Here is a 26,144-nt window from a genome sequence, read left to right on the forward strand (position 1 = left end):
TTCGCCCTAGATGGCGAAGCCATGGGCACGAAAGATTCCCTGAATATCGGCCTCGGCGTCGTCATCGGAGTGGCGATCGGCCTTGCCATGGACAACATGGTCATGGGCATCGGGATCGGCCTCGCGCTCGGCATAGCCATCGGGTTTATCGGCAGGTCTCCGCGCGGCCCGGAGTGACCTTCGTTCGCAGCGCCACTGCCCCAGGGCCCGCAAAAATTGCGGCAATTGCGGCCATCATGGTGTAATGATTGCCAAAACAGCGTGAAATCGCGGGCAATCGCTCGCCCGCGCGACAAGGAGTTTGGCATGGCCCGCAAAGAGGAAAGTCAGAACATGGCGGTGCCGCCGCATCTGCGGCTGCGTTCAGGCGAACTGAAGGCAGCCGCCACGGACGCGGTGGCCCGCGGCATCAATGACGACCGCATCGAGGCGCGCGAGAAGAAGACCGCCCGGCTGAAGGCGCTGCGCGAGGCGAAGGAGGAGAAGGAGCGCGCGGAAGCGGCTGCCAACCCGCCCCCCGCCAAGACGAAGAAGAAGCGCAGCCGCTAAATATCGCATGGTCGCATGGCGGCCGGGCACGGACATTCAGGACCAGAACATGTCAAAGACACCGCGCCGTCCAACTGATCCGATGGCCGCCGCCGAAGCCGCATTCAAACCGGCTAAAAAGCCCACGCCGCCCGCCCCGGTTCCCCAGCGAGTGCCCGCGCCACGCGAACTCGTCTCGATCAGGATCGACCGCGACGTCCTAGAATATTTCCAGGAGGAGGGGCCGGGCTGGCAGGAGCGCATCAACGCGGCGCTGCGCGAGGCGGCCGGCATGTCGGGCTTGTCCGAGGAAGGCAAGCGGCCCGAGGAACTGAACGCCACCAACGACGATTGACGCCTCCCAGCCGGCGGGATTCCCAAGAACAAAAAAGCCCGCCGGGCGCACCGGCGGGCTTTTTTTATGGGTGGCCAGCATCCAGGGGAGGGGGAAAGACGCTGGCCGGGTCCGGCAGGGAGGGAGGAGAGCCCCGCCGAAGAGCGTTAAAGGGATTTGTTGGCGACTGCGGTGATGTCGGCGCGGTTGATGCCGAGATCGTTGAGTTCGCGGTTCGACAGGCGGCTCAGCTCGTTCACGGTATCGCGATAGCGGCGCCAGTTGCGGTAATTGCGGATCAGGTTCATGCTACTCTCGTTCAGTCTGGTATTCGTTTGCCAGCAACAGATAAGTACGAGCGGTTCAATATTGAACAACCGCTGCTGCATGGCGGCATTGCAAATTTTGCATTTCACAAAACCGTGACCGGAAATCCGGACATTCAACCCTTGCGGGCGACAATGCCGTCGCAGAACGCCTCGACGATGAAGGTGATCTGCGCGGCGATCTCGGCCGGCGGCACGGCCATGAAGCGCCGCTGCTGGCCGAGGCTGACGATGCCGTGCACCGCCGAAAACAGCGATTTGGCGAGCAGCGACAGCCGCTCCTGGCTCTCGGTAGGCAAAAGCTGGCGCAGCGGCTTGACGATATGGCCGAGCAGGTGGACGTGCTCGGCCACCTGCCATTCCGGCACTTCCTTGGAAGCGCGGAAGCCGAGTTCGAAAATCGCCGACCACAGCCGCGGGTTGGCCAGCACGAACTCGAAATAGGTCTGGCCGAGCAGCGTCAGCGCGCGCTTGGGCAATGCGCTCGAAGGATCGCGCGCGAAGGCTGCCGCGACCGCCCCCTCGAGCCGTGCCACCGTGCGCGAATTGACCGCCGCCACCAGCGCGTCCATGTCCGGGAAAATATTGTAGATGGCGCCGACCGCGCAGCCGGCCTCCCCCGCCACATCACGCGCCGTCAGCGCCGGATAGCCTTTCTCGGCGATCCTGCGCTCGGCTATTTCGATCAGCGACCGCCTGAGCTGCTCGCGCCGTTCTTGCGTCTTCTTCGCCAATGCTCCATCCTTGGTCGTCACAATTTGAACACTGTTCACAAACATCTTGAACATCGTTCACGGTTGTGGCAATAAAGACGTGAACAAGGTTCAAGTCAAGGTTTACGGACTCGGGGGAGCCGTTCTGATGCCGACACTTTACGCGCTGAAGCCTGCATTCCAATCCACGCTCAGGCCGCTGGTCGACATGCTCGCCGCGAACGGCGCGACGGCCAACCAGGTGACGTTCGCAGCCGCCCTCCTGTCGGTCGCGGCCGGCGCAGCCATAGCGGCGTTTCCAACTATCGGCTGGGTTTTCCTGCTGCTTCCGGCCGTTCTGTTCATCCGCATGGCGCTGAACGCCATCGACGGCATGCTGGCGCGGGAGCATGGCCAGGCCTCGCGGCTCGGAATGTACCTCAACGAACTCTGCGATGTCGTCTCCGACCTCGCGCTCATCCTCCCCTTCGCGCTGGTCGCGGCCTTCCCTGCCTGGGGCGTGGCAGCCTTCGCCATCGCTGCGATCCTTGCCGAGTTTGCCGGCGTTCTCAGTGTGGCGGCAGGCTCCGGCCGAAACTATGCCGGCCCGTTCGGCAAGAGCGACCGCGCCCTGGCGCTCGGCGTCATCGCGGTAGCGGTTGCGGCTGGCTTTGCCCCTCCGCTGATCGCCTCGTGGATATTCCCGGCGATGGCGCTGCTGTCGCTGGTCACCGTCGTCAACCGGGTCCGCGCCGGCCTCGCCGCCGGCGCGGCCTGATTTGCACCCTCAAAGGAACCCGCAAATGCCGCACGAGACCTTGTCCGCCGCGCCGCCTGCCGCCGGGCGACCCGCATTCGAGCGCACCTTTCTCACGCATGACGGCGCGGAAATATTCTACCGCTGCTGGCCGGCGGCAAGTGCTGCCCCCAAGGGTGCAATCGTCCTGTTCCACCGCGGCCACGAACATGGCGGGCGCGTCGTCCATCTGGTCGACGAACTCGCAATGCCGGACTACGCCTTCTACGCCTGGGACGCGCGCGGCCACGGCAGGTCGCCCGGCCAGCGCGGCTATTCCCCCTCCTTCGCCGCATCGGTGCGCGACGTCGATTGCTTCATGCGCGAGATCGCGGCTAGGGATGGCTTCAAGTCCGGCGACATAGCGGTCGTCGCGCAATCCGTCGGCGCGGTGCTGGCCGCGACCTGGGTCCACGACTACGCGCCCGATATCCGCGCCCTGGTGCTGGCCTCACCCGCCTTCTCGGTAAAGCTCTATGTGCCCTTCGCCAAGGAAGGCATCGCCCTGTGGCAGAAGCTGCGCGGCGTGTTCTTCGTCAATTCTTACGTGAAGGCCAAATTCCTGACCCACGATCCGGAGCGCATCGCCTCCTTCGAGGCCGACCCGCTGATCACGCGGCCGATCGCCTCGAACATACTGGTCGAGCTTTACCGGAACGCCGCCCGCGTGGTGAGCGACGCCCGCGCCATCACCGTGCCGACGCAATTGCTGATCTCGGGCAGCGACTGGGTGGTCAGGCATGCCCCGCAGCACGAGTTCTTCGTCAATCTCGGCAGTTCCATCAAGGAGCGCCACGTCCTGAAGGGCTTTTTCCACGACACGCTGGGCGAGCACGACCGCGCGCCGGCGGTAGCAGAGGTGCGCCGCTTCATCGCCGAGCAGTTCGCCGCTCCCATCACCCACGCCGACCTCACCCAGGCGCATCTGTCGGGCTTCACCCGCGATGAAGCCGACCGGCTCGCCTCCCCGCTCGATGCGTTATCACCGAAGGGCCTCTATTGGGCGCTGAACCGCGCCTTCATAAAGCTGGGCGCGTGGTTCTCCAGCGGTCTCAAGACCGGCGTCGCCACCGGCTTCGATTCCGGTTCCACCCTCGACTATGTCTATGAAAACGAGGCGCGTGGCCTCGGGCCTGTCGGCCGCGCCGTCGACCGCATCTTCCTCGACGCAATCGGCTGGCGCGGCATCCGCCAGCGAAAGGTCCATCTAGAGGAGATGATCCCGGCGGCGATCGCTCGCCTGAAACAGGCCCGCCGGCCGGCAAATGTGCTCGACATCGCCGCCGGCCACGGCCGCTATGTACTCGACGCGATCGCCAAATGCCCCGACCAGCCGGCGACCGTGCGGTTGCAGGATTATTCCGACATCAATGTCGCGGCCGGCCAGAAGCTGATCGCGGGACGCAAGCTGCCGCCCAGTTTCTCGTTCCATCGCGCCGACGCGTTCGACGGCGATGCGCTCGCCGCGCAGGATCCGGCGCCCGACCTCGCAATCGTCTCCGGCCTCTACGAGCTGTTTCCGGACAATGCCCTGATCGCGCGGTCGCTCAGTGGGCTCGCCCGCGGCACGACGCCTGGCGCGCTGCTGATCTACACCAACCAGCCCTGGCACCCGCAGCTCGAAATGATCGCGCGCAGCCTGACCTCGCATCGCGGCGGCGAAGCCTGGGTGATGCGGCGGCGCACACAGGGCGAAATGGACCAACTCGTCGAAGCCGCCGGCTTCAGAAAACTCGACCAGCGCATCGACCAGTGGGGCATCTTCACCGTGTCGCTCGCCGAACGCATCTGAGGTTTTGTCCGAATGCACGCGCGAGCCGAAACCGTTGCAGCGCCCTACGGCCCGGTGGCGAAACGGGCAGCCTTGTGGCTGCTGTTTCTCGCCCCGTTCTTCTACCTGACCTACGGCGCCGCCAACTGGCTCGCCTCCCTGCGCGACGATGTCGGCAGCATCGTCTTCGACTGGGAGCGCGCCGTCCCCTTCATGGCCTGGACCATCGTGCCCTACTGGTCGATCAATCTGTTCTATGCGCTGTCGCTGTTCGTCAACGACACGAAAAGCGGCGTCGACCGTCTCGCCGGGCGCTATCTGACCGCGCAGATCGTCGCCGTCTCCTGTTTCTTGGCCTTTCCGCTGGCCGCGACCTTCGTGCGGCCCGAAACCACTGGCCTGCCGGGCTTCATGTTCGCCGTGCTCGGCGGTTTCGACAAGCCGTTCAACCAGGCGCCGTCGTTGCATATCGCCTTGCTCGTCATCATCTGGGATCACCTCAGCTGCCGGCTCTCCGGGCCGGCGAAAATCGTCTGGCACGGATGGTGCCTGCTCATCGGCGCGTCGGTGCTGACCACCTGGCAGCATCATTTCATCGACATCCCGACCGGCGTGCTGCTAGGCCTCTTCGCGCTGTGGCTGTTTCCGCGTGCCGGCACCCTGCCCTTTGCCGGCTTTGTGCTGACCGCCGATCCTTGGACAAGACGGCTCGGCGCTTACTACGCAGGAGCCGCGGCGCTGCTCCTCGCAGCCGCCGTGATCGGGACATTGGCTTCGGCCGTCTGGCTCGTTCTTTTGTGGCCGGCGCTGGCACTCGCCATCGTCGCCTTCGGTTATTTCGGCGCGGGCGCGAAAATCTTCCAGAAGGCAGATGACGGCACGGTCTCGCTTGCCAGCCGCCTCCTGCTGGCGCCCTACCGGCTCGCGGCGAGGATCAATGCCTGGGCCTGGACGCGGCGTCTTCCGGCGCGTGTCGAGATCGCCGACGGCGTATTCCTCGGCCGCTTTCCGGGCTCGGGCGAATACGGCGACTACGGATCGGTCGTCGATCTGGCCGCCGAGTTCGAAAAGCCATTCGGACCGACGCCCACATGGACCAGCATCGCCGTCATGGACCTAGTCTCGCCTTCCACGCCAGATCTCGAACGCGCCACGCAGGCGATCGAGGCGGCGCAAACGCGCGGGACCGTGCTTGTCTGCTGCGCGCTCGGCTTCCAGCGCAGCGCCGGCGCTGTCGCGCATTGGCTGGTTTCCACCGGCAGGGCAAAGGACTGGACCGCGGCGGAAGCGATGCTGCGCAACGCCGGACGGCCGGTCCATCTTTCGCCGCCGCTCATTGCAGCAAAGGAGCCAGCGGAGTGACGCCGGCACTGGGAATCCGCGACGGCTTTGCCGACTGGCTGGCGCGTCAGGCGCTGTGGCCGGCTGTGATCGTGGCGGCCGTGCTGGCAGCCGCACCGCTGGCCGCACTTGCCGGCGCGGTCGCGCCGAGTACCTGGCCGATGGCAATAATCGGCGTTGTCGCCACGGTAGGCGGGCTGGCCGTCCTCGCTCTGTCGGCGCTCATCCGCTTCGACGCCGCGCTTTTCTACCTGATGGCGAGTTACGACGACGAGGCCACCGGCGGGGCAGCGGTCGACGATGTGCTGGCCCGCATGCGCCTGAAGCCGCAACCCGCCCGCGTGCGCGGCCTTCCCGAACGCGTGGCCGGCGCGCTGCGGCTGGTTTTCCGGCAACGCCTCGCCTTGTCTGTCTTCGTGCTTGCTGTCGCGGCCGCACCGCTGGCATTCCAGTCATGAGCGAGACGATGGAAGTCCAGGACAGGTTCGAAACGCCCGGCGACGCGAAGCCGAAGGGCCGCCGTCTGCTCGGCGCGATTGCCTCGGCCGCTCTGGCCGTGCTGGCGCGCGCCGTCACCGGCGTGCGGCCGATCTGGAGCGGTTCCGGACCGTCTGAGCGCCAGCGCATCTACTTCGCCAACCACGCCAGCCATGGCGACTTCATCCTGCTGTCGGCCTGCCTGTCCGCGCCCGAACGGGCCCGCACCCGCGCCGTCGCTGCCGCCGACTACTGGGGCAAGACTAGGCTGCGCCGCTTCATCGCCGAGGATATGCTTGGTTCCGTGCTGGTGCACCGCGCCTGGACCGAGCCCGCCCAGAACCCGATCAAAATCATGCTCGACGTTTTGGACAAGGGCGATTCCCTCATCATCTTTCCGGAGGGGACGCGCAACATGACCGACGAGCCGCTACTGCGCTTTCGCTCCGGCCTCTACAACCTCTCGATCGCCCGGCCCGACGTCGAACTCGTCCCCTGCTGGATCGAGAACATGTCGCGCGTGCTGCCCAAGGGCCAGTTCCTGCCGGTGCCGCTTCTGTGCCGCGTAGTCTTCGGCTCGCCGATCGCCGTCGCCGAAAACGAGGACCGCCGCGATTTCCTGAACCGCGCCCACGCCGCACTTCTGGCGCTCGACCCGTCCACCAGCCGGAGATCTTCCCGATGATGCGCGAAACCACGCTTCTGGTCCTTGCGCTTGCCGGCGTGCTCACCACCGCCAGCGTCGTAGCCGGCATATTGACCTGGCGCGCCGCCGATCCTCAAAGCGCTACGCTGGTCAATCTCAACCAGCGCATCAAGGCCTGGTGGGTGATGGTGGCGCTGATCGCCATCGCTTTCCTGTTCGGCAAGGACGGCATGATTGTGCTGTTCGCGCTGATCTCGTTTGCGGCGCTGCGCGAATTCGTGACGCTCACCCATTCGCGGCGCAGCGACCACTGGGTGCTGCTCGGCATGTTCGGCATCATCATCCCGGTGCAGTACTGGCTGGTGTGGACCGAATGGTACGGCCTCTTCACCATCTTCATTCCGGTTTATTGCTTCCTGATCATGCCGGCGATCACCGCGCTGCACGGCGACACCGAGCGCTTTCTGGAGCGCATAGCAGCGCAGCAATGGGCGGTGATGCTGGCGGTCTATTGCGTCAGCCACGTCCCGGCGCTGATGACCTTGCCGATCCCCGGCTACGAAAATCGCAGCCTGCTGCTCATCGCCTTCCTGATTGTCACCGTCCAGGGCAGCGACGTGTTGCAGTATATTTTCGGCAAGCTTTTCGGAAAGCACCGCTTTTCGCCGACCGTGTCGCCATCCAAGACCTGGGAGGGCCTGATCGGCGGCCTGCTGAGCGCCAGTGCGCTCGGCGCGCTGCTCTACTGGCTGACCCCGTTTTCGCCGCTCGAAGCGGCCGGCGTGGCGTTCCTCGCCTGCCTGATGGGCTTCCTCGGCGGCCTCGTCGCCTCGGCGATCAAGCGCGACCAGGGCGTCAAGGATTGGGGCCATCTGATCGAAGGCCATGGCGGCATGATGGACCGCGCCGACAGCCTTGTCTTCGCGGCCCCGGTTTTCTTTCACATCGTCCGCTATTTTTGGACGGTGTGAAGCTTACTTCACGATGACGATGCTGGTGTTGTCCGGGCCGAAGGCCTGGACGAGTTCGTAGAACTCCGAGGCGTTTTGGGGGTGCAGCCGGATGCAGCCATGCGAGGCGGGCCGGCCCAGCCGCTTGATGTGCGGCGTGGCGTGAACCGCATAGCCGCCATGGAAGAAGATCGAATGCGGCATCGGCGCATTGTCGTATTTGCGCGAGTACCACATCTTGTGCATGCGCGTCGGCTTGAACGAACCGGTCGGCGTCCTGTAGCCTTTGCCGGCGGTCGAGACCTTCCAGGCGAAAGCCGGCCGGCCGTCTATTGTCACGTCCATTCTCTGCTCCGAGATCGAGATGCGGGCAACGACCTGACTGCCGGAGGCATGCGCGCTTCCGGCTTCCAGGAAAAGCGCGATGCCGGCAAGAGCGGCGGCGATGACGTTGATGAGCTTCGCGGTAAGTGTGGCGTTCATTGTTCCCTCCATCATGGCCGTCCGGCCAAATTCGATGGATGCCTTATCCGCCTGCAATGTTTCGGTTCAATTTCGCCGATTAGCGTTTTGGTTTCGAGTTTGTTTCCGTTTTTGGCCCGTTGCTCGGCTAGCACGGCGGCTTCAGCAACCGCTCTGCAACAAAGCCGCCGCCGCGCGGCATCATCCGGAAACATCGCGCCGGTAGTTCTGCGCAAAATCAACCGGAACTGGCGAGATGATGAGAAGGATTGGATCGACCTGGCTGGTGCGGGTGGGTATCGCCACGGCGGCGCTCGCCGGCGCCGGCATGATGGCGGATCCCGCCCACAAAGTGGCCTCGGGAGCGGCTGCCGGCGCAAGCGACGCGACCCTCCTGCATGCAGCGGCCTTGTTTGCGATCGTCTGGCTGATCGCCGGCATCCGCATCCGCCCCGGCCATTGGCGGCTCGGCTTCGACCCGCTGCCGGTCAGGTTCCCCGGCGGCCAACGGTCGCCCGCCGCGTCTGAACAGGCATCCACCGGCGGCGATTCCACCGCATCCGGCAAGTTTTGACCCGTTTTTCAAGTCTCAGGAACGCCGCCATGAATTCGAAATTTGCCGCCGGCGCGCTCACCGCGCTCATCTACTTCCAGGGCCTGCTCGGCTTCGCTGGTCTCGCCACCGTGCTGCTCAAGGAGCGGGCCGATGTCAGCGAGCCGGCCCATCATGCAAGCCTGCCCCATGCCGGGCCTGCGGCCACGGCGCTGTAAGCGGCGTGGGCCGCCGCGCATCATGGTTCACGTTGTTGCGAGGGCGGATCGAAACGGTAGCCGCTGCCGCGGATGGTGACGATGCATTCGGTGTCGAGCTTGCGGCGCAGCCGCACGATCCTGGAATCGATCGAGCGGTCGAACGCTTCCGCGCTTTCGGCGGGTGCGGCCGCCATGATGTCGTCGCGCGTCAGCACCTTGCGCGGGCTGGCGAGAAAAAGCCGCAGCAGCGCTATCTGACCGGCCGAAAGCTGCTCCTCCCCGCCCGAATGGTGCATGACCAGCGCGGCCTTCAGGTCGACGGTCGCGTTCTCGAAGGCGACGAGTTCCGGCGCGGGCCTGCCCCTGCGCGCCAGGAGGCCGCCTATGCGGGCTGCAAGCTCACGCACATTGACCGGGATGTCGACCACGTCGGCCGCTCCGAGTTCGAGCGCCAGCACCTTGTCGACCAGGTCGGCGGGGCGGCACATGACGATGAAAGCCGGCCCGCCTTCGCCGAACCGCTTCAGCAGGTCGCGCGCGGCGCCAGGCGCCATCCCTTCGCCTACAACAACAACATCCAGATCCGCCGCCGAAAGCAGCTCCTCCGCCGCCCACGCCTCGGCGGACTCGCGAACCTCCAGACCCCGCCGCTCGAGGTGGTCGGCAAGTTCAGCGAAAACATCGCCCGCTATGCAGATAAGCCCGATCGCCGGTCTTCTTGCCATGCATCGATCCCGTAATAACCAGCAAATTCAGATGATCACTGGACAACATGTTTATACCCAATCTACTTTCCGCTGAAAGCGGGGCGAGACCAGACTGCGCGCACGTATCGCCATTGTCGAAGACGAGCCCGATTTGCGGGACGCCGTAGCCGAGTATCTCGGCGCGAACGGCTATGACGTGACCGCCGTCGGCGACGCCAGGTCGATGCGCGAACTGGTCGAGACCAACGCGTTCCACCTCGCCATCCTCGATATCGCCATGCCCGGCGAGGACGGCCTGTCGCTCGGTCGTTGGCTGCGCTCCAGAATGCCGATCGGGATCATCTACGCGACCGCCGCCGGCGCCTCGATCGACCGCATCGTCGGACTGGAACTCGGCGCCGACGATTACATGGTCAAGCCTTACGAGTTGCGCGAGATGCTGGCGCGGGTGCGCAGCGTTCTCAGGCGCGTGCCGCAACCCGACGAGATCCGCCCGGCGAAGCCGGCCGGGCAGGGGCGGCGCATCGTCTCTTTTGGTGGCTTCAGCGCCGACCTCGACGGCCGCATGATAACCGGCCCGGATGGCGCGCTGATCGATATGGCCAAGAGCGAATTCGACGTGCTTGAAGTATTCCTGACCCGCGCCAACCGGCTGCTGACCCGCGCAGCGCTTTCCGAGGCGATCGGATTTGCCGAAGAGCCGGAAATCTCGCGCGCCGTCGACATTCGCATCATGCGGCTGCGCAAGAAGATCGAGGACGATCCGGCCAACCCGAAATTCCTGCGCACGGTGCGCGGCGAAGGCTACATCTTCGCGCTCCCCGAGAACGGCGGCGACGCCCATTGAGCGCCAGGCGCCGATCGGGTTTAGGGTATGTTGAGATTCAGGTCAGACCGAGCCGGCATCGAAGATAGGCGCGCAGTGACCAGAACGGCGGATTTCGAAAACCGGAGCGAAGCACACGTTCAGGTGCGTGAACACCGGAAGCGCAGAAAATCGACATTCGCAGGCCGGCATCACCTGAATGTCGACATGCCCTAGAGAACCCGCGGAAACAGCCTGCATGATCGACACCACGCCCCCCAGCATCGACCCGCAGATCGCCGATCCGGGCGCAACCGTAGCGGCGGCCCGCATCGCGCGCCGGCTGCGGCACGCCGATGATTGGCAGCAGGAGATTGGCGATATCCTCGAATTGCTCGGCCGCTCACTGGACATCCACCGTTCCATTCTCTTCCGGCTGCGGGAAACTCCCGAGAAGAGCCTTGTCCAGTCCATCCCCGCCTACTGGCTGGACGAAACCATCGAGGGCATCTCCGGCCCTCCCACCATCATCCTGCAGTCGGATATCCATTCCGATCCGCTGCTTGGGCGGCTTGCGATGGAGGGGCGGCAAGGCAAGATGTTCGCGGGCCTGACCAGCGAGATCGACGGCTTTCTCCGAAAAGATTTCGACCGGCAGAAAATCAAGTCCTTCCTCTCTGTCACCGTATTCGCCCACGGCCATGTCTGGGGCACCGTCGCCATCAACGACTGCGTCAGGGAGCGCGTTTGGACCGACGAGGAGAAGGCGGCGCTCGAAATCGTGGCGCTGGCTCTGGGCGACGCGATCGAACGCTCGCGCTCCGAGCGGCACGTCAGCGAGATCATCCACGCCGCGATCCTTCAGGCCGCCCTCGATGCCGTCATCATCATCGACGAAAGCGGCAAGATCCTCGAATTCAATCCAGCCGCCGAGAAGATGTTCGGCTACGAGCGCGCTAACGTCATCGGCAATGACGTTCTCGACACCATCATTCCCGAATTCTACCGCGCCGGCCACGCCAATGGCGGGGAGTACATGCAGCGCCGCGGCGCGCCGATGATCGGACGCCGTCTCGAAACCGTTTCGCAGCACGCTTCCGGGCAGATTTTTCCGATAGAGCTGACGGCGACCGAGGTGAAGGTCGCCGACCGGCGTCTCTTCATCGGCTCGATCCGCGACCTGCGCGAAAGGCGGCAGGCCGAGGAGGAGATCGGCCGGCAGCGGGAAAAGCTGCACCAGAACGAGAAGATGGCCGCGATGGGTTCGCTGCTGGCCGGCGTTTCGCACGAGCTCAATAACCCGCTTGCCGTGGTGGTGGCGCAGTCGACGCTGCTGCACGAATTCGCGCCGGACCCGCAGACCAAGCTGCGCGCCGAAAAAGTCCGAGCCGCGGCCGAGCGCTGCGGCCGCATCGTCAAGAGCTTTCTCGGCATGGTGCGGCTGCACTCGACCGCGCAGAGCGAAATGGACCTGAACGCCGTGATACGCGCAGCCCTCGAGGTCACCGCCTATGGCGCGCGCAGCAGCGGCATCGGCATCGATACCGAATTCGCTGGCGAGCCGCTGACCGTCATGGGCGATCCGGATCACCTGACGCAGGTGGCGGCGAACTTCCTGGTCAACAGCCAGCACGCGCTCGCCGCCTGGAACGGCGACCGCCGCATCAAGGTGAGCACATTCCGCACCGTCGACGGAAATTGCGGCTTCGCCGTCGCCGACACCGGCCCGGGCATACCCGAAGCGATCCGCCACCGCGTCTTCGAATCCTATTTCACCACCAAGCCGGTCGGGGTGGGCACCGGCATCGGCCTGTCGATCTCCAAATCGATCGTCGAACGCCACAATGGCAAGATACGCTTCGAGGAGGTCGAGCCGACCGGCGCCCGCTTCGTCGTCGAACTGCGGGCGATCGACGCCGGCGCGATCGTGGCGGCGGGCGCGAGCGTGCCGTCCGGCGGATTGCGCCATGCGCTGATCATTGACGACGAGCCGGACGTGGCCGGCTCGCTTTCGGACCTGCTGGAGCTGATGGGCGTCAAGTCGCGCGTCGTCTCGGTCTGGACGTCGGCCGCCGATGTCCTGAACGGCTATGACACCGACATCGTGTTCAGCGACCTGCGCATGCCGGGCGCCAGCGGCATGACGGTCTACCGGCAGCTCCTCGATCAGCGGCCGGGCCTTGCGCGGCGCTTCGTGCTGGTGACCGGCGACATGATCGGCGCGCGCGCCGAAGTCGAGGCGCTTCCCGCCCATCTCAAGCCGCAGATACTGGAAAAGCCCTTCAGCACGCTCGATGTCCGCGGTGTGCTCGCCGCGATCAACGACCAGATCGATCTCGCGCGCTGATCTCCACGCCGGGCCAAAAAGACCCCTCACCGAGGGGCGTCGGTGAAGGGCTGAAGCTGTGGGAGGATGCGGCTTGCGCCTGTCAGAAGATGTTGGGCGTATGGCTCAGCGGTTCGGCGCTGGCGACCATGCGGACCTTGCGCGCCGGCGCGTGCCCCGTTTCCTTGGCGATGACGGTGAGGCAGTCGGCAGTCTCGGCGCCCCACGCCTGGCCGCGGCAGGCGATCTCGGTTAGCGAGAGCGGTAGTCGATATGTCGTGGGCGTCGTGCCCGCTTCGTCCGTCAGCTTGAGCGGCGCGCCGAACGAGGCCCAAGCCGGCCCGGAGGCCGGGATCAGCGCCATCGAAAGGAATGCGGTGGCCACGATGACGGAAAACATCACCATGGGATGCTCGTTCGAGCGCTGGCGCAGCGCCAGGCGCGGAAAACGGGCGAAGCGTTCGCGCGGTTCTAGATGCCGGCCGAACTGGGAGGCCGTTGCGGTGGTCGACATGGGTGTTGCCTTGACGGTTCGTTCACTCTTGTTAACGAAGGTAAACGCCGATTGTATCTGCCCGATGTTGCCCAGCAGGATGCGTGTAACAGGCGCGAAACAAAATCGGGCTATATGCACGGCGCTCTTCGCTACAATAACATTACGAGGACCGGGCCAGGTTCGTCTGTGGCAAAGCTCACACCGATAACACCCGGAAATGCCGCCGGTTTTCCGATCGCCCGCGCCGTAAAGGATGACGATTCAGCCGCCCCGCGCGCAGCGTGTAGGCGGAGCCGGAACAACCGGATTTCATTAACGCATTGCAAATTAAACGTTATTGTGTCTATATTGAACGCACGTTCAATAACTACGTGAGAACGAGCATGAATTTGCACCGGCGCGATTTGGCGATTCCGCACGATTGGGACCGCCGCGGTCTGCCGGGCTGGAGCTATCACAGCGCGGCCTTTCTCGACCTCGAAAAGGAGCATCTCTTCCGCAACCACTGGCAGATCGTCGGTCATGTCGGTGACTTGCCGGATGCCGGCGATTACCTGACCATGGACGTGGTCGGCGAGCGCGCGCTGGTGGTGCGCGGCAAGGATGGCGTCGTGCGAGCCTTCCACAATATCTGCCGCCACCGCGGCAGCCGCGTCGTGGCCGAGAACCAGGGCTCCTGCAAGAACGCGCTTGTCTGCCCGTTCCATGGCTGGGTCTATAATCTCGACGGCACGCTGCGCGGCGCGGCCCACCCGAAGAGCTTCCCCGATCTAGACAAGACCGAGTTCGGGCTAGTTCCGCTCGATCTGGAAATCTGGATGGGCCTGATCTTCGTGCGCTTCCGCTCGGGGCCGCAGCCTTCCGTCGCCGAGCTTATGCAGCCGGTCGAGGCCGAGATCGCGCATTACCGGATCGCGGAGATGGTTCCGTCCTTCGGCAACTGGTCGCAGAAAACGCCGGTGAACTGGAAATCGGTACGCGATGTCGACAATGAGGGCTATCACGTCGCCATGGCCCATCCCGCGCTGCAGGACCTCTACGGCGCGACTTATTTCGACGAGCCCTTCGTTAACGGCGTGTCGCGTTCCTTCGCCACCTACAACCCGCATGCCGGGCGCTGCTGGAGCGTGCGCAACTACATCAGGCTCGCGCCCGAGCCGAAGCGCCTGCCCGAGCATTTGAAGAAGGCCTGGATTTACTACGGCATCTTCCCCAACATGGTGATCTCGGTGATGCCGGAATCGGTGCAGTTTTATCAGGAGTTCCCGCTCTCGACCGGCGAAACGCTGCTGCGCGGCGCGATCTATCGCTATGCCGACGAGAGCCGTGAGCAGGCCGCCGCCCGCTACCTCTCCTTCCGCATCGACCGCGAGACCATGTCCGAGGACGTGCAGCTCTCGGTCTGGTCGAACAGATCCATGATGTCGGAGGCGTTTTCCGGCTTCTATCTGTCCGATCTCGAATATGGCGTGCGCACCCACCATGACCACTTGCGCGCCATGCTGCCGGTGCTGGAGCTTTCCGAAGCGCCGGACGAGCGCGAGATGTGGAACGTCAATGAGGCGATGCGCTCGCGCGGATAACGCGGCCCTCCGCTTATTGAAGAGTGCACGCCGGTTTTTTCCTTTCCTTTGTCCAAATCGGCCGATCTGGCGCGTCATTGTGCCGGCGGGGCATGGACCCTGCCGCCAATAAGAGAGGAGACAGCAATGCAATATCTTCTGATACTCTACGTGAACGAGGCCGGCTGGCCTGAGCTCACCCCGGCCCAGCAGGAAGAGGGCACCGCCGCCTATATGGCCTATTCCGAAGCGCTGCGGAAAGCCGGCGCGCTGGTCGCCAGCAACCGCCTCCGCCCGAGTTCGTCCGCCACGACCATCCGCACTGCCGGCGACAAGCCGCAGGTGCTGGACGGACCCTACGCCGAATCCAGGGAGCAGATCGGCGGCTATTACCTTATCGAAGCGCCCGACCACGATGCCGCCATGGCATGGGCGGCGCGGTGCCCGACCGTCGATCACGGCGTCGTCGAAGTGCGCGAGGTCTGGCAGATGAGCGAATACGCGCGTCGCTAGCGACGCTGTTGCGGAGGCGGAGTGCATGCCGAGACTGGTCGTCTTCAACAACATTTCCCTCGACGGATATTTCACCGGGAGCAACGGCGATCTCGGATGGGCCTATGACGGCCGCGACGATCCGGACTACGACGCCTTCATCGCCGGCAACGCCAGATCGGGCGGCATGCTTCTGCTCGGCCGGATCACATACGTCATGATGGTCCACTATTGGCCGACGCCGGCTGCGGCGCAGAACGACCCCGTCGTCGCCGAGCGCATGAACGCCATGCCCAAGCTCGTATTCTCCAGGACGCTGGAAAATCCGGCTTGGGAGAACACGGGCGTCTCCAGGGATGCAGTGGCGGAGGTGCGGAGGCTCAAGCACGGCGCCGTTCCCGACATGACCGTCCTCGGCAGCGGCGGCATCGTCGCGCAACTGGCGCGGCAAGGGCTGATCGACGAATATCAGTTCATGCTGAACCCGGTTGCGCTCGGCGCCGGAAGAACGTTGTTTGAAGGCATGGAGGACGAGATCCCGATGAAGCTCGTAATGACGCGGTCCTTCGGCAACGGAAAGATCTTCCTGCGCTATGAGCCGGCCGGGTGAAGCGAAGCTTATGACAGCCGGCGACGGGTCGATGGCGGCGCGAGCCGAGGCCGAAGGCGTCGCCCGGCGCAGCTACGGCAAGCTCGTGGCCTACCTCGCCGCGCGCTCCGGCGATGTCGCGGTGGCCGAAGACGCGCTGTCGGAAGCCTTCGCGGCGGCGCTTGCCGACTGGTCGGCGAAGGGCTGCCCGCAAAATCCCGAGGCGTGGCTGCTGACGGTCGCGCGCCGCAAGCTGATCGACGCCGGCCGCCGGCGCCGCATCGGCGATCTTGCCGGCGGGCAATTGCGGATCGCCGCCGAGGAGTTGGAGGCCGCCGAGGACGAAGACATCCCCGACAGGCGCCTGGCGCTGATGTTCGCCTGCGCCGACCCGCGGATTGAGCCAGGCGTTCGCGCGCCGCTGATGCTGCAGGCGGTGCTGGGCCTCGACGCGGCGGCGATCGCCTCGGTGTTCCTGGTCTCGCCGGCTGCCATGGGCAAGCGCCTGGTGCGGGCCAAGGCCGCGATCAAAGAGGCCGGCATTCCCTTTGCCACGCCCGGGCGCGACGAGTTGCACGAGCGGCTGGAGGCCGTGCTCGACGCCATCTACGCCGCCTTCGCGGAAGGCTGGACGCAGCCGCTTGGAACCGATGCCCTCCGCGGCGACCTTGCCGGCGAGGCGATCTTCCTGGCGCGGCTGGTCGTAGCGCTGCTGCCCGACGAGCCGGAAGCGCTCGGCCTGCTTGCGCTGATGCTCCACATCGAGACGCGGCGGGCGGCGAGGCGCAGCGCGGATGGCGACTACGTGCCCCTGGCCGAACAGGACGCCACGCGTTGGGACGCCCGCATGATCGACGAGGCCGAGGCGGCCCTGCGGCGCGCCTCGATGCTGCGTGCGATCGGCCGCTACCAGCTCGAGGCGGCGCTGCAATCGGCTCATGTCCACCGCTGCAGGACCGGGCGGAACAATTGGCGCGACGTGCTGCAGCTTTACGACGCCATTCTGGTGCTGACTGGCTCGCCGGTGGCGGCGGTCAACCGCGCGCTGGCGATCGCCGAATTACAGGGCGCGGATGCCGGCCTCAAAGCCATGCCGGAGGCGTCGCCGGAAAACCGGCTGAACGAATACCAGCCCTACTGGGCGGCGCGCGCCGAGCTTCTCGCCCGCAACGGCGCGGCCGCCGAGGCGCGCCACGCCTACGACATCGCGACGGGCCTCTCGTCCGACCCGGCGATCCGCCGTTTCCTGCTCAAGCGGCGCGAGGCGTTGCGGGAGTAGCTTGGGATCCCTCGGCAGCGCGCAGCGTCTCTTCTGCTGCGCCGAGATGAAGGCCTAAACTCCGAATCGACCCGGCGCTAGAGCGGCTTCATCTCGCCCATTGCAACGCAGGATTTCCAATAAACGCGCCCGTTCTTCGGCAGGTTGTTCCCACCGTCGCTCCGATTGGCGTCACCTAACCTCCATATAAGTTTCTTGGCTTTTGCCCAACCTTCTGCGCTGTCGTTAACCATCTGTTAACCATGCTCGCCATAGACCTGATCAACGGAAAATTAATGAACATGAACAACGTGCTAACAGACACCCGCCCCATCCGCCTCAAGGGCCGCTCCTTTCTCGCGCTCGTGCTTACTCCGGAACTGCCCTTCGACGGCTGGCTGGCGCGGCTCGACGACCTAGCCGCCCGCTCGGCGGGCTTTTTCCTGCGGCGGCCGATCGTTCTCGACGTCGAAGGCCTCGACATCGACCGGTCGCAGTTGAAGGAACTGATCGGCGAGCTTGCCAACCGCAGCGTGCGGGTCCTGGGCGTCGATGGCGCGCGTTCATCGCAACTCGGCGCCGACATACCCCCTGCACTGACGGGCGGGCGGGAGGCATCGGATTTCGAAGCGCCGGCGGCGGAAACGGCGGCCGACGCAGACCCCGGCAAGCCCGAAGCACTCGACCACTATCCCGACCCGCAGCCGGTCAGGGCAATGCCTTCGATCATCATCAGCCAGCCGGTGCGTTCCGGGCAGTCGGTGGTTTTCCCCGAAGGCGATGTCACCATTATCGGATCGGTGGCGTCTGGCGCCGAAGTCGTCGCCGGCGGTTCGATCCATGTCTACGGAACGCTGCGGGGACGCGCGTTAGCCGGGTCGGTGGGCAATTCCTCGGCGCGCATCTTCTGCAGCAAGCTTGAAGCGGAGCTTTTGGCGATCGACGGTCTCTACAAGACGTCCGACGACTTGGAACCTGGGCTTCGCGGACAGGCTGTCCAGCTTTGGCTCGAAGGCGATGCGATCGTGGCGAAGACACTCAATTGAGCCGGCGGGCGGCTAACGGACAGGAGACGAGGATGGCAAAAATAATAGTGGTCACGTCGGGCAAGGGCGGCGTTGGCAAGACGACTTCCACCGCCGCGCTCGGCGCCGCGCTTGCACAGCGGAACGAGAAGACGGTCGTCGTGGATTTCGACGTCGGCCTGCGCAATCTCGATCTGGTCATGGGCGCGGAGCGGAGGGTCGTCTACGACCTGGTCAACGTCATCCAGGGCGACGCGAAGCTGCCGCAGGCGCTGATCCGCGACAAGCGGCTGGAGACGCTCTACCTGCTGCCGGCGTCGCAAACCCGCGACAAGGACAATTTGACGGCGGAGGGCGTCAGACGGGTGATGGACGAGTTGAGGAAATCCTTCGACTGGATCATCTGCGACAGCCCGGCCGGCATCGAGCGGGGCGCGACGCTGGCGATGCGCCACGCCGACATTGCGGTCGTCGTGACCAATCCGGAAGTCTCGTCGGTGCGCGATTCGGATCGCATCATCGGCCTTCTCGATGCCAAGACCGCCAAGGCCGAGCGCGGCGAGCGAGTGGAAAAACATCTTCTCCTGACCCGCTACGATGCAAATCGCGCCGAGCGCGGCGACATGCTGAAGGTCGACGACGTGCTCGAGATCCTGTCGATCCCGCTGCTTGGCATCATCCCCGAAAGCATGGATGTCCTGCGCGCCTCCAACCTCGGCACGCCGGTCACGCTCGCCAATAATCGCAGTGCACCTGCATTGGCCTATCACGATGCCGCGCGCCGGCTCGCCGGCGAAACAGTGCCGATTACCATTCCAGGCGAAAAGCGCAGCCTGTTCGGCAAGATATTCGGAAGGAGGGCGGCATGAAGTTCTTCGATTTCTTCAGCAAGCAGAGTTCTTCGTCGGCTCCGAAGGCACGCGAGCGCCTGCAGGTCCTGCTCGCCCACGAGCGGTCATCAGTAGGCCAGTCCGACCTGGTGGTGCGCCTTCGGGAGGAAATTCTCTCGGCCATCGGCAAGCATGTGAAGATCGACCGGGACAAGGTCACCGTGAAGATGGACCGCGGAGAAAAGGTTTCGACACTGGAAATCGATGTCGAAATCCCCCTGTCCGCGAAACTGCGGGCGGCGTGACAGCAGCCCGATACACTGTGGCGGCATATTAGAGCATCGTGCCGAAAAGTAGATGCCGGTTTTCGGCAAAACGATGCGAAAACAAAAAGCTAGAGCGAAAAGCCCGATGTCGAAATCGGGCGGATGGCTCTAGCCGCCTTATCGACTAAAGGAGACGAGCATGACACGGCTTGCACTTCTCGAGCGGCTCAAGGAACTCCAGCAGATGCCAAAGTTCCAGAACCGCGACATCAGTACAATCAGCGCATGCTTGTCCAAGGAAGCCTTGGCCAAGCACGTGGAACTCTGTGAAAAGGCTGTCGGCACTCCGATACGGCCGGCCCAGCACGAAACCCGAGCGAACTACGCCTGATCCAACCGCCCGCGGAAGGTTCAAGGCGAAGCTCCTTATCCGCTCCTTCTTGCTGCACCGGCAGGAAGACTCCTTGATCCAGCCGCAAGCCCAAATCGCTGGATTTGGCGACCCAGGAAGCGTAAACTTAGTTTTTGGTCCAGGCGATGGAACAGAGACTAGCCGCAATTCTGGCTGCCGATATGGCGGGCTACAGTCGGCTGATGGAGGCCGATGAATCCGGCACGCTCGCACGCCTTCGGACCCATCGCATAGAGCTGGTCGATCCCGCCATCGCGAAGAACAAGGGCCGGATCATCAAGACCACCGGTGATGGCATGCTCGTTGAGTTCCAGAGCGTGACCGATGCCGTGAAATGCGCCGTGGAAATCCAACAACGTATGAAGCGGCGCAATTCGGACGTGCCGCAGGAACGGCGTATCGAATACAGGATCGGCATAAATCTCGGCGACATCATCTTCGAGGATGACGACATTTTTGGCGACGGCGTCAATATCGCGTCGCGCATCGAGCAACTCGCGGACGTAGGCGGCATCTGCGTGACCGCAGCGGTGGCGACCCAAATTGCCGACCGTCTCGAAATTGCCATCGAGGATCTGGGCGAGAAGACGCTGAAGAACATCAGCCGTCCGGTTCGCCTCTATCGCATCGGGTTTGACGGTCCCGTCCTGCCGGAGATCGAAGAAAAACGATCCATTTCGAAACCTTCGATAGTAGTGCTGCCATTCAACAATATGAGCGGCGACCCCGAGCAGGAATTTTTCGCGGACGGACTGACAGAGGACATCATCACGGAATTGTCCCGCCACCACGAGCTGTTCGTCATCTCGCGCAATTCCAGCTTCGTCTACAAGAATCGCGCGGTGAATGTGCGCGAGGTCGCCGAGAAGCTCGGCGCTCAATATCTCGTGGAAGGAAGCGTCCGCAAGATCGGCGACAGGGTGCGCGTGACCGTCCAGCTCATCGACACCGCGAATGACGCTCATATTTGGGCGGACAAATATGACCGGAAGCTGGATGACATATTCGCGATTCAGGATGAGGTAACCGCGGCGATCGCAGCCACGCTGCCCGGTCGTGTCGAGGCGGCTCAGCGGGACCAGCTGGCGCGGGCGAAACCTGCAAACATGGTCGCGTATGAATGCGTGCTTGCTGCCAAGGTGCTGCATCACCGAAGCACGATTGCGGACAATGAACGGGCGCAGCGCTTGATAGTCCGAGCCGTCGCGCTCGATCCCGATTATGCCCATGCCCATGCTTGGCGCGCCTGCATTCTTGGCCAGGCCTGGGTCCACGACTGGTGTGAAGACAAGGATGCTGTTTGGAACGAAATCATGGCCGCGCTGGACCGGGCGCTGGCGCTGGACGACAACGACGCTGATGTCCATCGTATCCTCGCGGCGGTGAACGTGAACAACAATGCGCTGACGACGGCGCGTTACCATCAAGAGCGCGCCCTCGCCCTCAATCCCAATTACGACCTCGTGGTGGTGCAGCAAGGCGAGTTGTTGACGTGGCTGGGCAGGCCGGAAGAGGGAATTGAATGGATCCGAAAGGCTATGCAGCTGAACCCGCATCACCCGGAGAGGTTCTGGAGCCATCTGGGAAAGGCGCATTTCGCCGCGCGCCAGTATGGCGAGGCGATCGAGGCTTTCATGCATCTGTCAACCATGGACTCGGTTCAGCACGCTTTCGCCGCTGCCTGCTACGGCTGGCTGGGCGACGAAATCGCGGCAGCAGCACATGTGGGCAAGATCAGAACACTCGACCCCAAATTCGACCTCGATACATTTATCGAGACTCTGCATTATGCCCAGGAGTCTGATGTGCAGCACGTGCGTGAAGGACTGCTGAGAGCCGGTATTGCCCACCTGCAGTGATTTTCGTTGACGCTGTCCCGCGGCGGCGAATTGGGGTTCGCAAACGCGTCATCTGGCGCCCATCGGGGGCTTGGACCTGTTGTAGCTGGGCAAGCCAAGACATCGCTAGTGGATTGATTCCAACGTTTGGAACCCGCGGTTTCGGGCGGCGATGATGTCATCGGGGTTGGCTTTCCAGATGAATGGTTGCGGGTTCTCGGCATTGTATTCGCGGATAAAGCGGTTGATGGCGGCCTGAAGATCGACAACGGAATGGAAGACGCCGTGCTTGAGCCTGCGCCGGGTGAGTTTGGCGAAGAAGCCCTCGACGGCGTTGAGCCAGGAGCAGGATGTTGGGGTGAAATGGAAGGTCCAGCGCGGGTGGCGGTCGAGCCAGGCGCGGACCTTGTCTTTTTTGTGCGCGGCGTAATTGTCGAGGATCACATGGATTGCCTTGTCCGCCGGCACCTCGCGCTCGATGCGGTTGAGGAAGCGGATGAACTCCTGATGGCGGTGGCGCTGCATGTTCTGCGCCATGACCGTGCCGTCCAGCACGTTGAGGGCAGCGAAGAGCGTCGTTGTGCCGTGCCGCTTGTAGTCGTGTGTCATCGTGCCGGCGCGGCCCTTCTTCATTGGCAGGCCGGGCTGGGTTCGGTCGAGGGCCTGGATCTGCGACTTCTCGTCGACCGACAGCACCACGGCATGGGCCGGCGGATCGACATACAAGCCAACGATGGTCGTCAGCTTCTCGGCGAAGGCCGGGTCGTTGGAGAGCTTGAAGTGCCGCCAGCGATGCGGGCTGAGACCGTGGGCCTTCCAGATACCCTGCACCGTCGACGCTGCAATGCCGGCGACCTTGGCCATCGCGCGCAGCGTCCAATGGGTCGCCTCATGCGGCGGCGTCGCCTGCGTCAGGCGGACGATCTCGGCGACATGCTTCGGCGGGACCGGCGCCTTTCCAGGCGGACGGGACCGGTCGCGAAGCAGTCCATCGACGCCTTCGTGCATGAACCGCTCCTGCCAGCGCCAGACACAGGTCTTGGACTTGTCGGTCTCGGCCATGATTGCCGAGGTGCCCAGACCATCGCCGCTCAGAAGGACAATACGCGCCCGCCAGACATGCTTCTGCGGGCTTCCAGGGGCCGCGACGATCGCTTGCAAGCGCTGACGATCGCTGGCCGAAACGGTGAAGGAGATGCCATTGCGCATGCATCAAACTCGCACGCCACACCGCAAAACGGAATCCCAAAATCGGACTCTTTTGATCCGATCAATCCACTAGGCCGCCGCTGGCGACCCAGTTGCGAGCGTCCGTCGCGCAATACTACGCTAGGCAAGCCGAGGGTCGAGCGGCAATGGCTGAGGCAAAAAACCCGCCCCGCCGCACTGGTCGGCAGGGCGATTGGTCTTCAAGCCGTGGCTGGCTACTGCGTCTTTTGAGGATCGTCAGCCGGGTTGACATATTTGAGGCCCCACGGGCCATTGGTGGTGACCTGGAGCACCGTCTCCTCGTCAAAGTAGACGAAATGCGCCGTGTCGGGCGACAGCGCGAAAAAGCTGCCCGCAGGCATCGCCTTGGCGGCGCTCCGATCGGCGGTCTCGCCCATTCCAAGATGAGTAGTCCCTGATATCACTGTGACCACCTCATCCGCAGGATGTGTGTGCGGTGCTACCGCATACCCAGCCGGCGCTTTGAGTCGAAGGGCAAACAAACCTTCCTTGGTAGGATCGCCGAACAGGACCGCGGCTTCCGCCCCGGCAGGAAGCACTTTGGGGGCAGGGCCCCACTTGACGTCGTCAGGAGCGATCATTGTGTGCGCTTCCTCTGCCGAGGCAAAGGAGGCGAACCCGCAGAATCCGACAAAGCTGAGTGCGAATACCGATGCGATTTTCATGATGAACCTCCCCGTGCAGGCGGCCTTCCACCTCGGCTGCGCGCCGGGGCAGGCTCGCTGAACGTTTCAGAATAAGTCCGCGAAACACGTCTCAACAAGCGCTTCACGCGTGTATTCGGGAGTTGGAATTCGCCTATTCAACTACGACAGTACAGCCTTGATCTGAGGCTGTTGAAGACCCTGGTTCGGGTGAGAGGCAAACGGCCGCTGCCCATCACCCGACGCAGAAATTTTGACATGACAGACCGATGGCGGTCTCGGATCATTTCACGTCCACACCCCTCATGACAAACCTACCGAACAGGACCGACAATCATTCCCGATGGCGCGCATCGCATCAGTGGTTTTCCGCGGCAGCAGCCACCTCGAGCGCCTCGATTTCAGCCGCGTATCAGCTGACGTCTCACGAATTCCAAACGCCTGCAACAATTTCGTGATACGAATGAGGCCTCGCGCGCAATCATGCGCGCTTGTCCAGGTCAAGATCGGACACATTATGGAAATCCCTACATGGACGAAGCCCGCCGTTTACGGCGCGGGTGCAGGGGCCGTCGCGCTCGCAATTGTCGGTTTTACTTGGGGCGGATGGGTCACAGGCGGCGCCGCTCAGAAGATGGCGGAAAGCGCTTCTGTCGCGGCCGTAACGTCCGCAATGACGCCGTATTGCGTTGCACAGTCAAAAAGCGATCCCCGGTCGATAGAGCTGCTTGCGGAACTGAAAGCCGCACAAGGCTACAATCGGCGCGGTGTCATTGAAAAGGCCGGGTGGGCGACGCCGCTTGGCACAGAAAAGCCAAATACCGAGCTGGCAAGGGCATGTGATGCTGCCCTGGCAGCCGGTTAGGCAGTGATTTCTGTAGCGGAGTTGCCTGAAGCAACCCCGTGCTGATCACGGAAGCATCGAAATGCGTATCGCCTGCTTAGGTGCGGGCGATGCGAGCATCTCCAAGGCTATGCCAGGAAAATCGAACGGATGCCTGTTCGGAGCCGATAGGAACCGTCTACTTGGGAGAGTCGGCGCGGCTTCGGCTCACTCCCGTTGAAGACGTTCAGGTTGGCTGCGGCGACTACCGCCTTCGGACCCATCCACCCCCTCAACCCCTCCACACCCCCTCGCGCCGCAGATCGTCCATGGTCCGCGAGATGCCCTCGCGCAGGATCGCCACCATGTCGTCGATCTGCTCCTGCGTGATGATCAGCGGCGGCGACATCACGCACATATTGATCAGCGGGCGCACCAGCAGGCCGAGTTCGTGGCAGTGTGCGTCGATGCGGCTGCCGACCTGCCGGTCCAGCTGAAGCGGGTCGTTGCTCTCGCGGTCGGCGACGCATTCGACGCAGGCCATAAGGCCGAGGCCGCGAACCTCGCCGACCAGCGGCAGCTCTTCCAGCGTCTTCAGCCGCGCCTGGAAATAGGGCGCGATCGCCTGTGCATGGTCGAGGAGGCCGCCTTCGAGGAGGTCGAGGTTCTTCAGCGCGACGGCGCAGCCGACCGGATGGCTCGAATAAGTGAGCCCGTGTGCGAACATCGCGTCGGGATGGTTAGAGCGCCTCAGATCCTCGAGCAGTCGCTGCGACACCATCACGCCGCCGAGCGGAAAATAGCCGGAGGTGACGCCCTTGGCGAAGGTGATCATGTCCGGCTCGATGCCGAACACATCGCCCGACGCGAAGACGTGGCCGAGCCGCCCGAAAGCGGTGACCACTTCGTCGGAAATGAACAATATGTCGTTGGCGCGGCAGAGTTCCCAGATGCGCTTCAGGTAGTTTTCCGGCGGCACGATGACGCCACCCGAAGCCTGCACCGGCTCGGCGATGAATGCGCCGATCTTTTTCGCGCCGAGGCGTGAAACCGCGTCGCCGAACTCGCCGACCAGGAAATCGCAGAACGCCTCGACGCTCATGCCGGCCGGCCGGCGGAACGGGTTGGGTGCAGTCAGCTTGACCACCAGATCGTCGGCGCCGTCCATCCAGTCGCGGTCGCGCGGCCGGCCGTTGAGGGAGGCCGACAGGTAGGTCGAGCCGTGATAGGCGCCGCCGCGCGACAGGATCAGCTTCTTCTCCGGCCGCCCGCGCGCATTGTTGTAGAACTGCATGAAGCGCAGCGCCGTCTCGACGGCGGTCGAGCCGCCGGTCGTGTAGAAGATATGGTTGAGGTCGCCCGGCGCAAGCGCGGCCAGCCGCCCGGCCAGCACCGCCGAGGGCTCGTTCATCGTGTACCACGGCGTGTTGTAGGAAAGCTGCATGGTCTGGTCGTACATCACCCACGCAAGCTCATCGCGCCGGTGACCGGCATTGACGCACCACATGCCGGCCGGCCCGTCGATCAGCCGCCGCCCTTCGCCGTCGGTGATGTAGATGCCGTCGCCGTCGCCGATCAGCCCGCGCGCCTCCGCTCCTATCGCGCCGGCGGTCGGCCACGGCTGGATCAGATGGCGTCTCGCAAGATCCGCCGCTTGGTCCCCGCTTCCCGTCTCCTCGAAATAAAGAACCGCCCCCATTTTCGCCTCGCATGCTTACCATGAGCGCTAGGCAAAAAAATCGCCAAGCGCTGGGAATTCCGTATT

32 protein-coding genes are annotated in these 26,144 nt (G+C 63.9%); 23 read left to right on the forward strand and 9 right to left on the reverse strand.

Going from position 1 to position 26,144, the window contains the following annotated elements; all coding sequences use genetic code 11:
- The first annotated feature begins 21 nt into the window (after window positions 1-21).
- From ACG873_RS21110 to ACG873_RS21120, 3 genes are all read left to right on the forward strand, one after another.
- Window positions 22-177 carry a hypothetical protein gene (locus tag ACG873_RS21110; protein WP_394887329.1) on the forward strand — a complete coding sequence of 52 codons (156 nt, stop codon included), beginning with the start codon at window positions 22-24 and terminating at the stop codon, window positions 175-177.
- A gap of 129 nt (window positions 178-306) precedes the next feature.
- Window positions 307-549: a hypothetical protein gene (locus ACG873_RS21115; RefSeq protein WP_394887331.1), complete on the forward strand. Its 243-nt coding sequence runs from the start codon at window positions 307-309 to the stop codon at window positions 547-549.
- A 49-nt stretch (window positions 550-598) separates the two neighbouring features.
- On the forward strand, window positions 599-883 hold the full coding sequence (locus ACG873_RS21120) for a BrnA antitoxin family protein (RefSeq protein ID WP_394887333.1): 285 nt from the start codon (window positions 599-601) through the stop codon (window positions 881-883).
- A gap of 146 nt (window positions 884-1,029) precedes the next feature.
- Here the strand turns inward: ACG873_RS21120 and ACG873_RS21125 are convergent, their stop codons facing one another.
- Together ACG873_RS21125 and ACG873_RS21130 are read right to left on the reverse strand one after the other, a co-directional pair.
- Window positions 1,030-1,170 (reverse strand): DUF1127 domain-containing protein, encoded by a 141-nt coding sequence (locus ACG873_RS21125; protein WP_165031048.1) that lies wholly within the window; start codon window positions 1,168-1,170, stop codon window positions 1,030-1,032.
- Window positions 1,171-1,304: 134 nt separating this feature from the next.
- Window positions 1,305-1,922, reverse strand: a complete 618-nt coding sequence (locus ACG873_RS21130) for a TetR/AcrR family transcriptional regulator (RefSeq protein WP_394887335.1) — start codon at window positions 1,920-1,922, stop codon at window positions 1,305-1,307.
- A gap of 127 nt (window positions 1,923-2,049) precedes the next feature.
- Between ACG873_RS21130 and ACG873_RS21135 the strand changes: the two genes are divergently transcribed.
- Genes ACG873_RS21135 through ACG873_RS21160 form a run of 6 tightly spaced genes read left to right on the forward strand, consistent with a single transcriptional unit; the run spans window position 2,050 to window position 7,882 of the window.
- Window positions 2,050-2,658: a CDP-alcohol phosphatidyltransferase family protein gene (locus tag ACG873_RS21135; RefSeq protein WP_394887337.1), complete on the forward strand. Its 609-nt coding sequence runs from the start codon at window positions 2,050-2,052 to the stop codon at window positions 2,656-2,658.
- A 25-nt stretch (window positions 2,659-2,683) separates the two neighbouring features.
- Complete coding sequence (locus ACG873_RS21140) at window positions 2,684-4,468, forward strand: bifunctional alpha/beta hydrolase/class I SAM-dependent methyltransferase (protein WP_394887339.1); 1,785 nt, start codon at window positions 2,684-2,686, stop codon at window positions 4,466-4,468.
- 12 nt (window positions 4,469-4,480) lie between these two features.
- A complete protein-coding gene (locus tag ACG873_RS21145) occupies window positions 4,481-5,809 on the forward strand; it encodes a phosphatase PAP2/dual specificity phosphatase family protein (protein WP_394887340.1) in 1,329 nt (442 codons plus the stop codon).
- A complete protein-coding gene (locus ACG873_RS21150) occupies window positions 5,806-6,246 on the forward strand; it encodes a hypothetical protein (protein ID WP_394887342.1) in 441 nt (146 codons plus the stop codon). Before ACG873_RS21145 ends, ACG873_RS21150 begins: the two co-directional genes overlap by 4 nt.
- Window positions 6,243-6,950, forward strand: a complete 708-nt coding sequence (locus tag ACG873_RS21155; RefSeq protein ID WP_394887343.1) for a lysophospholipid acyltransferase family protein — start codon at window positions 6,243-6,245, stop codon at window positions 6,948-6,950. Before ACG873_RS21150 ends, ACG873_RS21155 begins: the two co-directional genes overlap by 4 nt.
- Window positions 6,950-7,882 carry a phosphatidate cytidylyltransferase gene (locus tag ACG873_RS21160; RefSeq protein WP_394893632.1) on the forward strand — a complete coding sequence of 311 codons (933 nt, stop codon included), beginning with the start codon at window positions 6,950-6,952 and terminating at the stop codon, window positions 7,880-7,882. The genes ACG873_RS21155 and ACG873_RS21160 overlap by 1 nt, the downstream gene beginning before the upstream one ends.
- Window positions 7,883-7,885: 3 nt before the next feature.
- Here the strand turns inward: ACG873_RS21160 and ACG873_RS21165 are convergent, their stop codons facing one another.
- Window positions 7,886-8,344 (reverse strand): L,D-transpeptidase, encoded by a 459-nt coding sequence (locus ACG873_RS21165; RefSeq protein WP_394887345.1) that lies wholly within the window; start codon window positions 8,342-8,344, stop codon window positions 7,886-7,888.
- 235 nt (window positions 8,345-8,579) lie between these two features.
- Between ACG873_RS21165 and ACG873_RS21170 the strand changes: the two genes are divergently transcribed.
- Window positions 8,580-8,897, forward strand: coding sequence for a hypothetical protein (locus ACG873_RS21170; protein ID WP_394887347.1), 318 nt, complete (start codon window positions 8,580-8,582; stop codon window positions 8,895-8,897).
- A 29-nt stretch (window positions 8,898-8,926) separates the two neighbouring features.
- Window positions 8,927-9,094: a hypothetical protein gene (locus ACG873_RS21175; protein WP_394887348.1), complete on the forward strand. Its 168-nt coding sequence runs from the start codon at window positions 8,927-8,929 to the stop codon at window positions 9,092-9,094.
- Window positions 9,095-9,114: 20 nt separating this feature from the next.
- Here ACG873_RS21175 and ACG873_RS21180 read toward each other — a convergent pair whose 3' ends face one another.
- A complete protein-coding gene (locus ACG873_RS21180) occupies window positions 9,115-9,801 on the reverse strand; it encodes a winged helix-turn-helix domain-containing protein (protein WP_394887350.1) in 687 nt (228 codons plus the stop codon).
- 133 nt (window positions 9,802-9,934) lie between these two features.
- Here ACG873_RS21180 and ACG873_RS21185 point away from each other — a divergent pair, with 133 nt between their 5' ends.
- The gene (locus ACG873_RS21185; protein WP_394887352.1) at window positions 9,935-10,630 is read left to right on the forward strand and encodes a response regulator; all 696 of its coding nucleotides are present in this window, start codon (window positions 9,935-9,937) and stop codon (window positions 10,628-10,630) included.
- A gap of 42 nt (window positions 10,631-10,672) precedes the next feature.
- On the opposite strand, the gene ACG873_RS21190 is transcribed toward ACG873_RS21185, so the two are convergent.
- Window positions 10,673-10,858 carry a hypothetical protein gene (locus tag ACG873_RS21190; protein WP_394887353.1) on the reverse strand — a complete coding sequence of 62 codons (186 nt, stop codon included), beginning with the start codon at window positions 10,856-10,858 and terminating at the stop codon, window positions 10,673-10,675.
- Here ACG873_RS21190 and ACG873_RS21195 point away from each other — a divergent pair.
- Entirely contained in the window at window positions 10,848-12,935 is a 2,088-nt protein-coding gene (locus tag ACG873_RS21195) for a PAS domain S-box protein (RefSeq protein ID WP_394887354.1), read from the forward strand. The two genes, ACG873_RS21190 and ACG873_RS21195, sit on opposite strands and share 11 nt — an antisense overlap.
- Window positions 12,936-13,017: 82 nt before the next feature.
- Here the strand turns inward: ACG873_RS21195 and ACG873_RS21200 are convergent, their stop codons facing one another.
- Window positions 13,018-13,428, reverse strand: a complete 411-nt coding sequence (locus ACG873_RS21200) for a hypothetical protein (protein WP_394887355.1) — start codon at window positions 13,426-13,428, stop codon at window positions 13,018-13,020.
- A gap of 365 nt (window positions 13,429-13,793) precedes the next feature.
- Between ACG873_RS21200 and ACG873_RS21205 the strand changes: the two genes are divergently transcribed.
- From ACG873_RS21205 to ACG873_RS21245, 9 genes are all read left to right on the forward strand, one after another.
- Complete coding sequence (locus ACG873_RS21205) at window positions 13,794-14,993, forward strand: aromatic ring-hydroxylating oxygenase subunit alpha (RefSeq protein ID WP_394887357.1); 1,200 nt, start codon at window positions 13,794-13,796, stop codon at window positions 14,991-14,993.
- A 126-nt stretch (window positions 14,994-15,119) separates the two neighbouring features.
- Window positions 15,120-15,485 carry a YciI family protein gene (locus ACG873_RS21210; protein ID WP_394887359.1) on the forward strand — a complete coding sequence of 122 codons (366 nt, stop codon included), beginning with the start codon at window positions 15,120-15,122 and terminating at the stop codon, window positions 15,483-15,485.
- 25 nt (window positions 15,486-15,510) lie between these two features.
- Entirely contained in the window at window positions 15,511-16,074 is a 564-nt protein-coding gene (locus tag ACG873_RS21215) for a dihydrofolate reductase family protein (RefSeq protein WP_394887360.1), read from the forward strand.
- A gap of 10 nt (window positions 16,075-16,084) precedes the next feature.
- Window positions 16,085-17,332 carry an RNA polymerase sigma factor gene (locus ACG873_RS21220; RefSeq protein ID WP_394887361.1) on the forward strand — a complete coding sequence of 416 codons (1,248 nt, stop codon included), beginning with the start codon at window positions 16,085-16,087 and terminating at the stop codon, window positions 17,330-17,332.
- 281 nt (window positions 17,333-17,613) lie between these two features.
- Complete coding sequence (gene minC, locus ACG873_RS21225; RefSeq protein ID WP_394893633.1) at window positions 17,614-18,357, forward strand: septum site-determining protein MinC; 744 nt, start codon at window positions 17,614-17,616, stop codon at window positions 18,355-18,357.
- A gap of 32 nt (window positions 18,358-18,389) precedes the next feature.
- Complete coding sequence (gene minD / locus ACG873_RS21230) at window positions 18,390-19,205, forward strand: septum site-determining protein MinD (RefSeq protein WP_394887362.1); 816 nt, start codon at window positions 18,390-18,392, stop codon at window positions 19,203-19,205.
- Window positions 19,202-19,471 (forward strand): cell division topological specificity factor MinE, encoded by a 270-nt coding sequence (gene minE / locus ACG873_RS21235; RefSeq protein ID WP_394887364.1) that lies wholly within the window; start codon window positions 19,202-19,204, stop codon window positions 19,469-19,471. The genes minD and minE overlap by 4 nt, the downstream gene beginning before the upstream one ends.
- Window positions 19,472-19,631: 160 nt before the next feature.
- Window positions 19,632-19,823, forward strand: a complete 192-nt coding sequence (locus ACG873_RS21240; RefSeq protein ID WP_394887365.1) for a hypothetical protein — start codon at window positions 19,632-19,634, stop codon at window positions 19,821-19,823.
- A 146-nt stretch (window positions 19,824-19,969) separates the two neighbouring features.
- Window positions 19,970-21,703 (forward strand): adenylate/guanylate cyclase domain-containing protein, encoded by a 1,734-nt coding sequence (locus ACG873_RS21245; RefSeq protein ID WP_394887367.1) that lies wholly within the window; start codon window positions 19,970-19,972, stop codon window positions 21,701-21,703.
- A 105-nt stretch (window positions 21,704-21,808) separates the two neighbouring features.
- On the opposite strand, the gene ACG873_RS21250 is transcribed toward ACG873_RS21245, so the two are convergent.
- A complete protein-coding gene (locus ACG873_RS21250; protein ID WP_394887369.1) occupies window positions 21,809-22,891 on the reverse strand; it encodes an IS630 family transposase in 1,083 nt (360 codons plus the stop codon).
- Between the two features lie 215 nt (window positions 22,892-23,106).
- Window positions 23,107-23,577 carry a cupin domain-containing protein gene (locus ACG873_RS21255; RefSeq protein ID WP_394887371.1) on the reverse strand — a complete coding sequence of 157 codons (471 nt, stop codon included), beginning with the start codon at window positions 23,575-23,577 and terminating at the stop codon, window positions 23,107-23,109.
- A gap of 322 nt (window positions 23,578-23,899) precedes the next feature.
- Between ACG873_RS21255 and ACG873_RS21260 the strand changes: the two genes are divergently transcribed.
- Window positions 23,900-24,421: a hypothetical protein gene (locus ACG873_RS21260; RefSeq protein ID WP_394887373.1), complete on the forward strand. Its 522-nt coding sequence runs from the start codon at window positions 23,900-23,902 to the stop codon at window positions 24,419-24,421.
- Between the two features lie 250 nt (window positions 24,422-24,671).
- On the opposite strand, the gene ACG873_RS21265 is transcribed toward ACG873_RS21260, so the two are convergent.
- Window positions 24,672-26,078: an aminotransferase gene (locus ACG873_RS21265; protein ID WP_394887375.1), complete on the reverse strand. Its 1,407-nt coding sequence runs from the start codon at window positions 26,076-26,078 to the stop codon at window positions 24,672-24,674.
- Window positions 26,079-26,144: the final 66 nt, after the last annotated feature.

This window comes from Allomesorhizobium aridi (assembly GCF_043769475.1).
Classification (GTDB): domain Bacteria; phylum Pseudomonadota; class Alphaproteobacteria; order Rhizobiales; family Rhizobiaceae; genus Allomesorhizobium.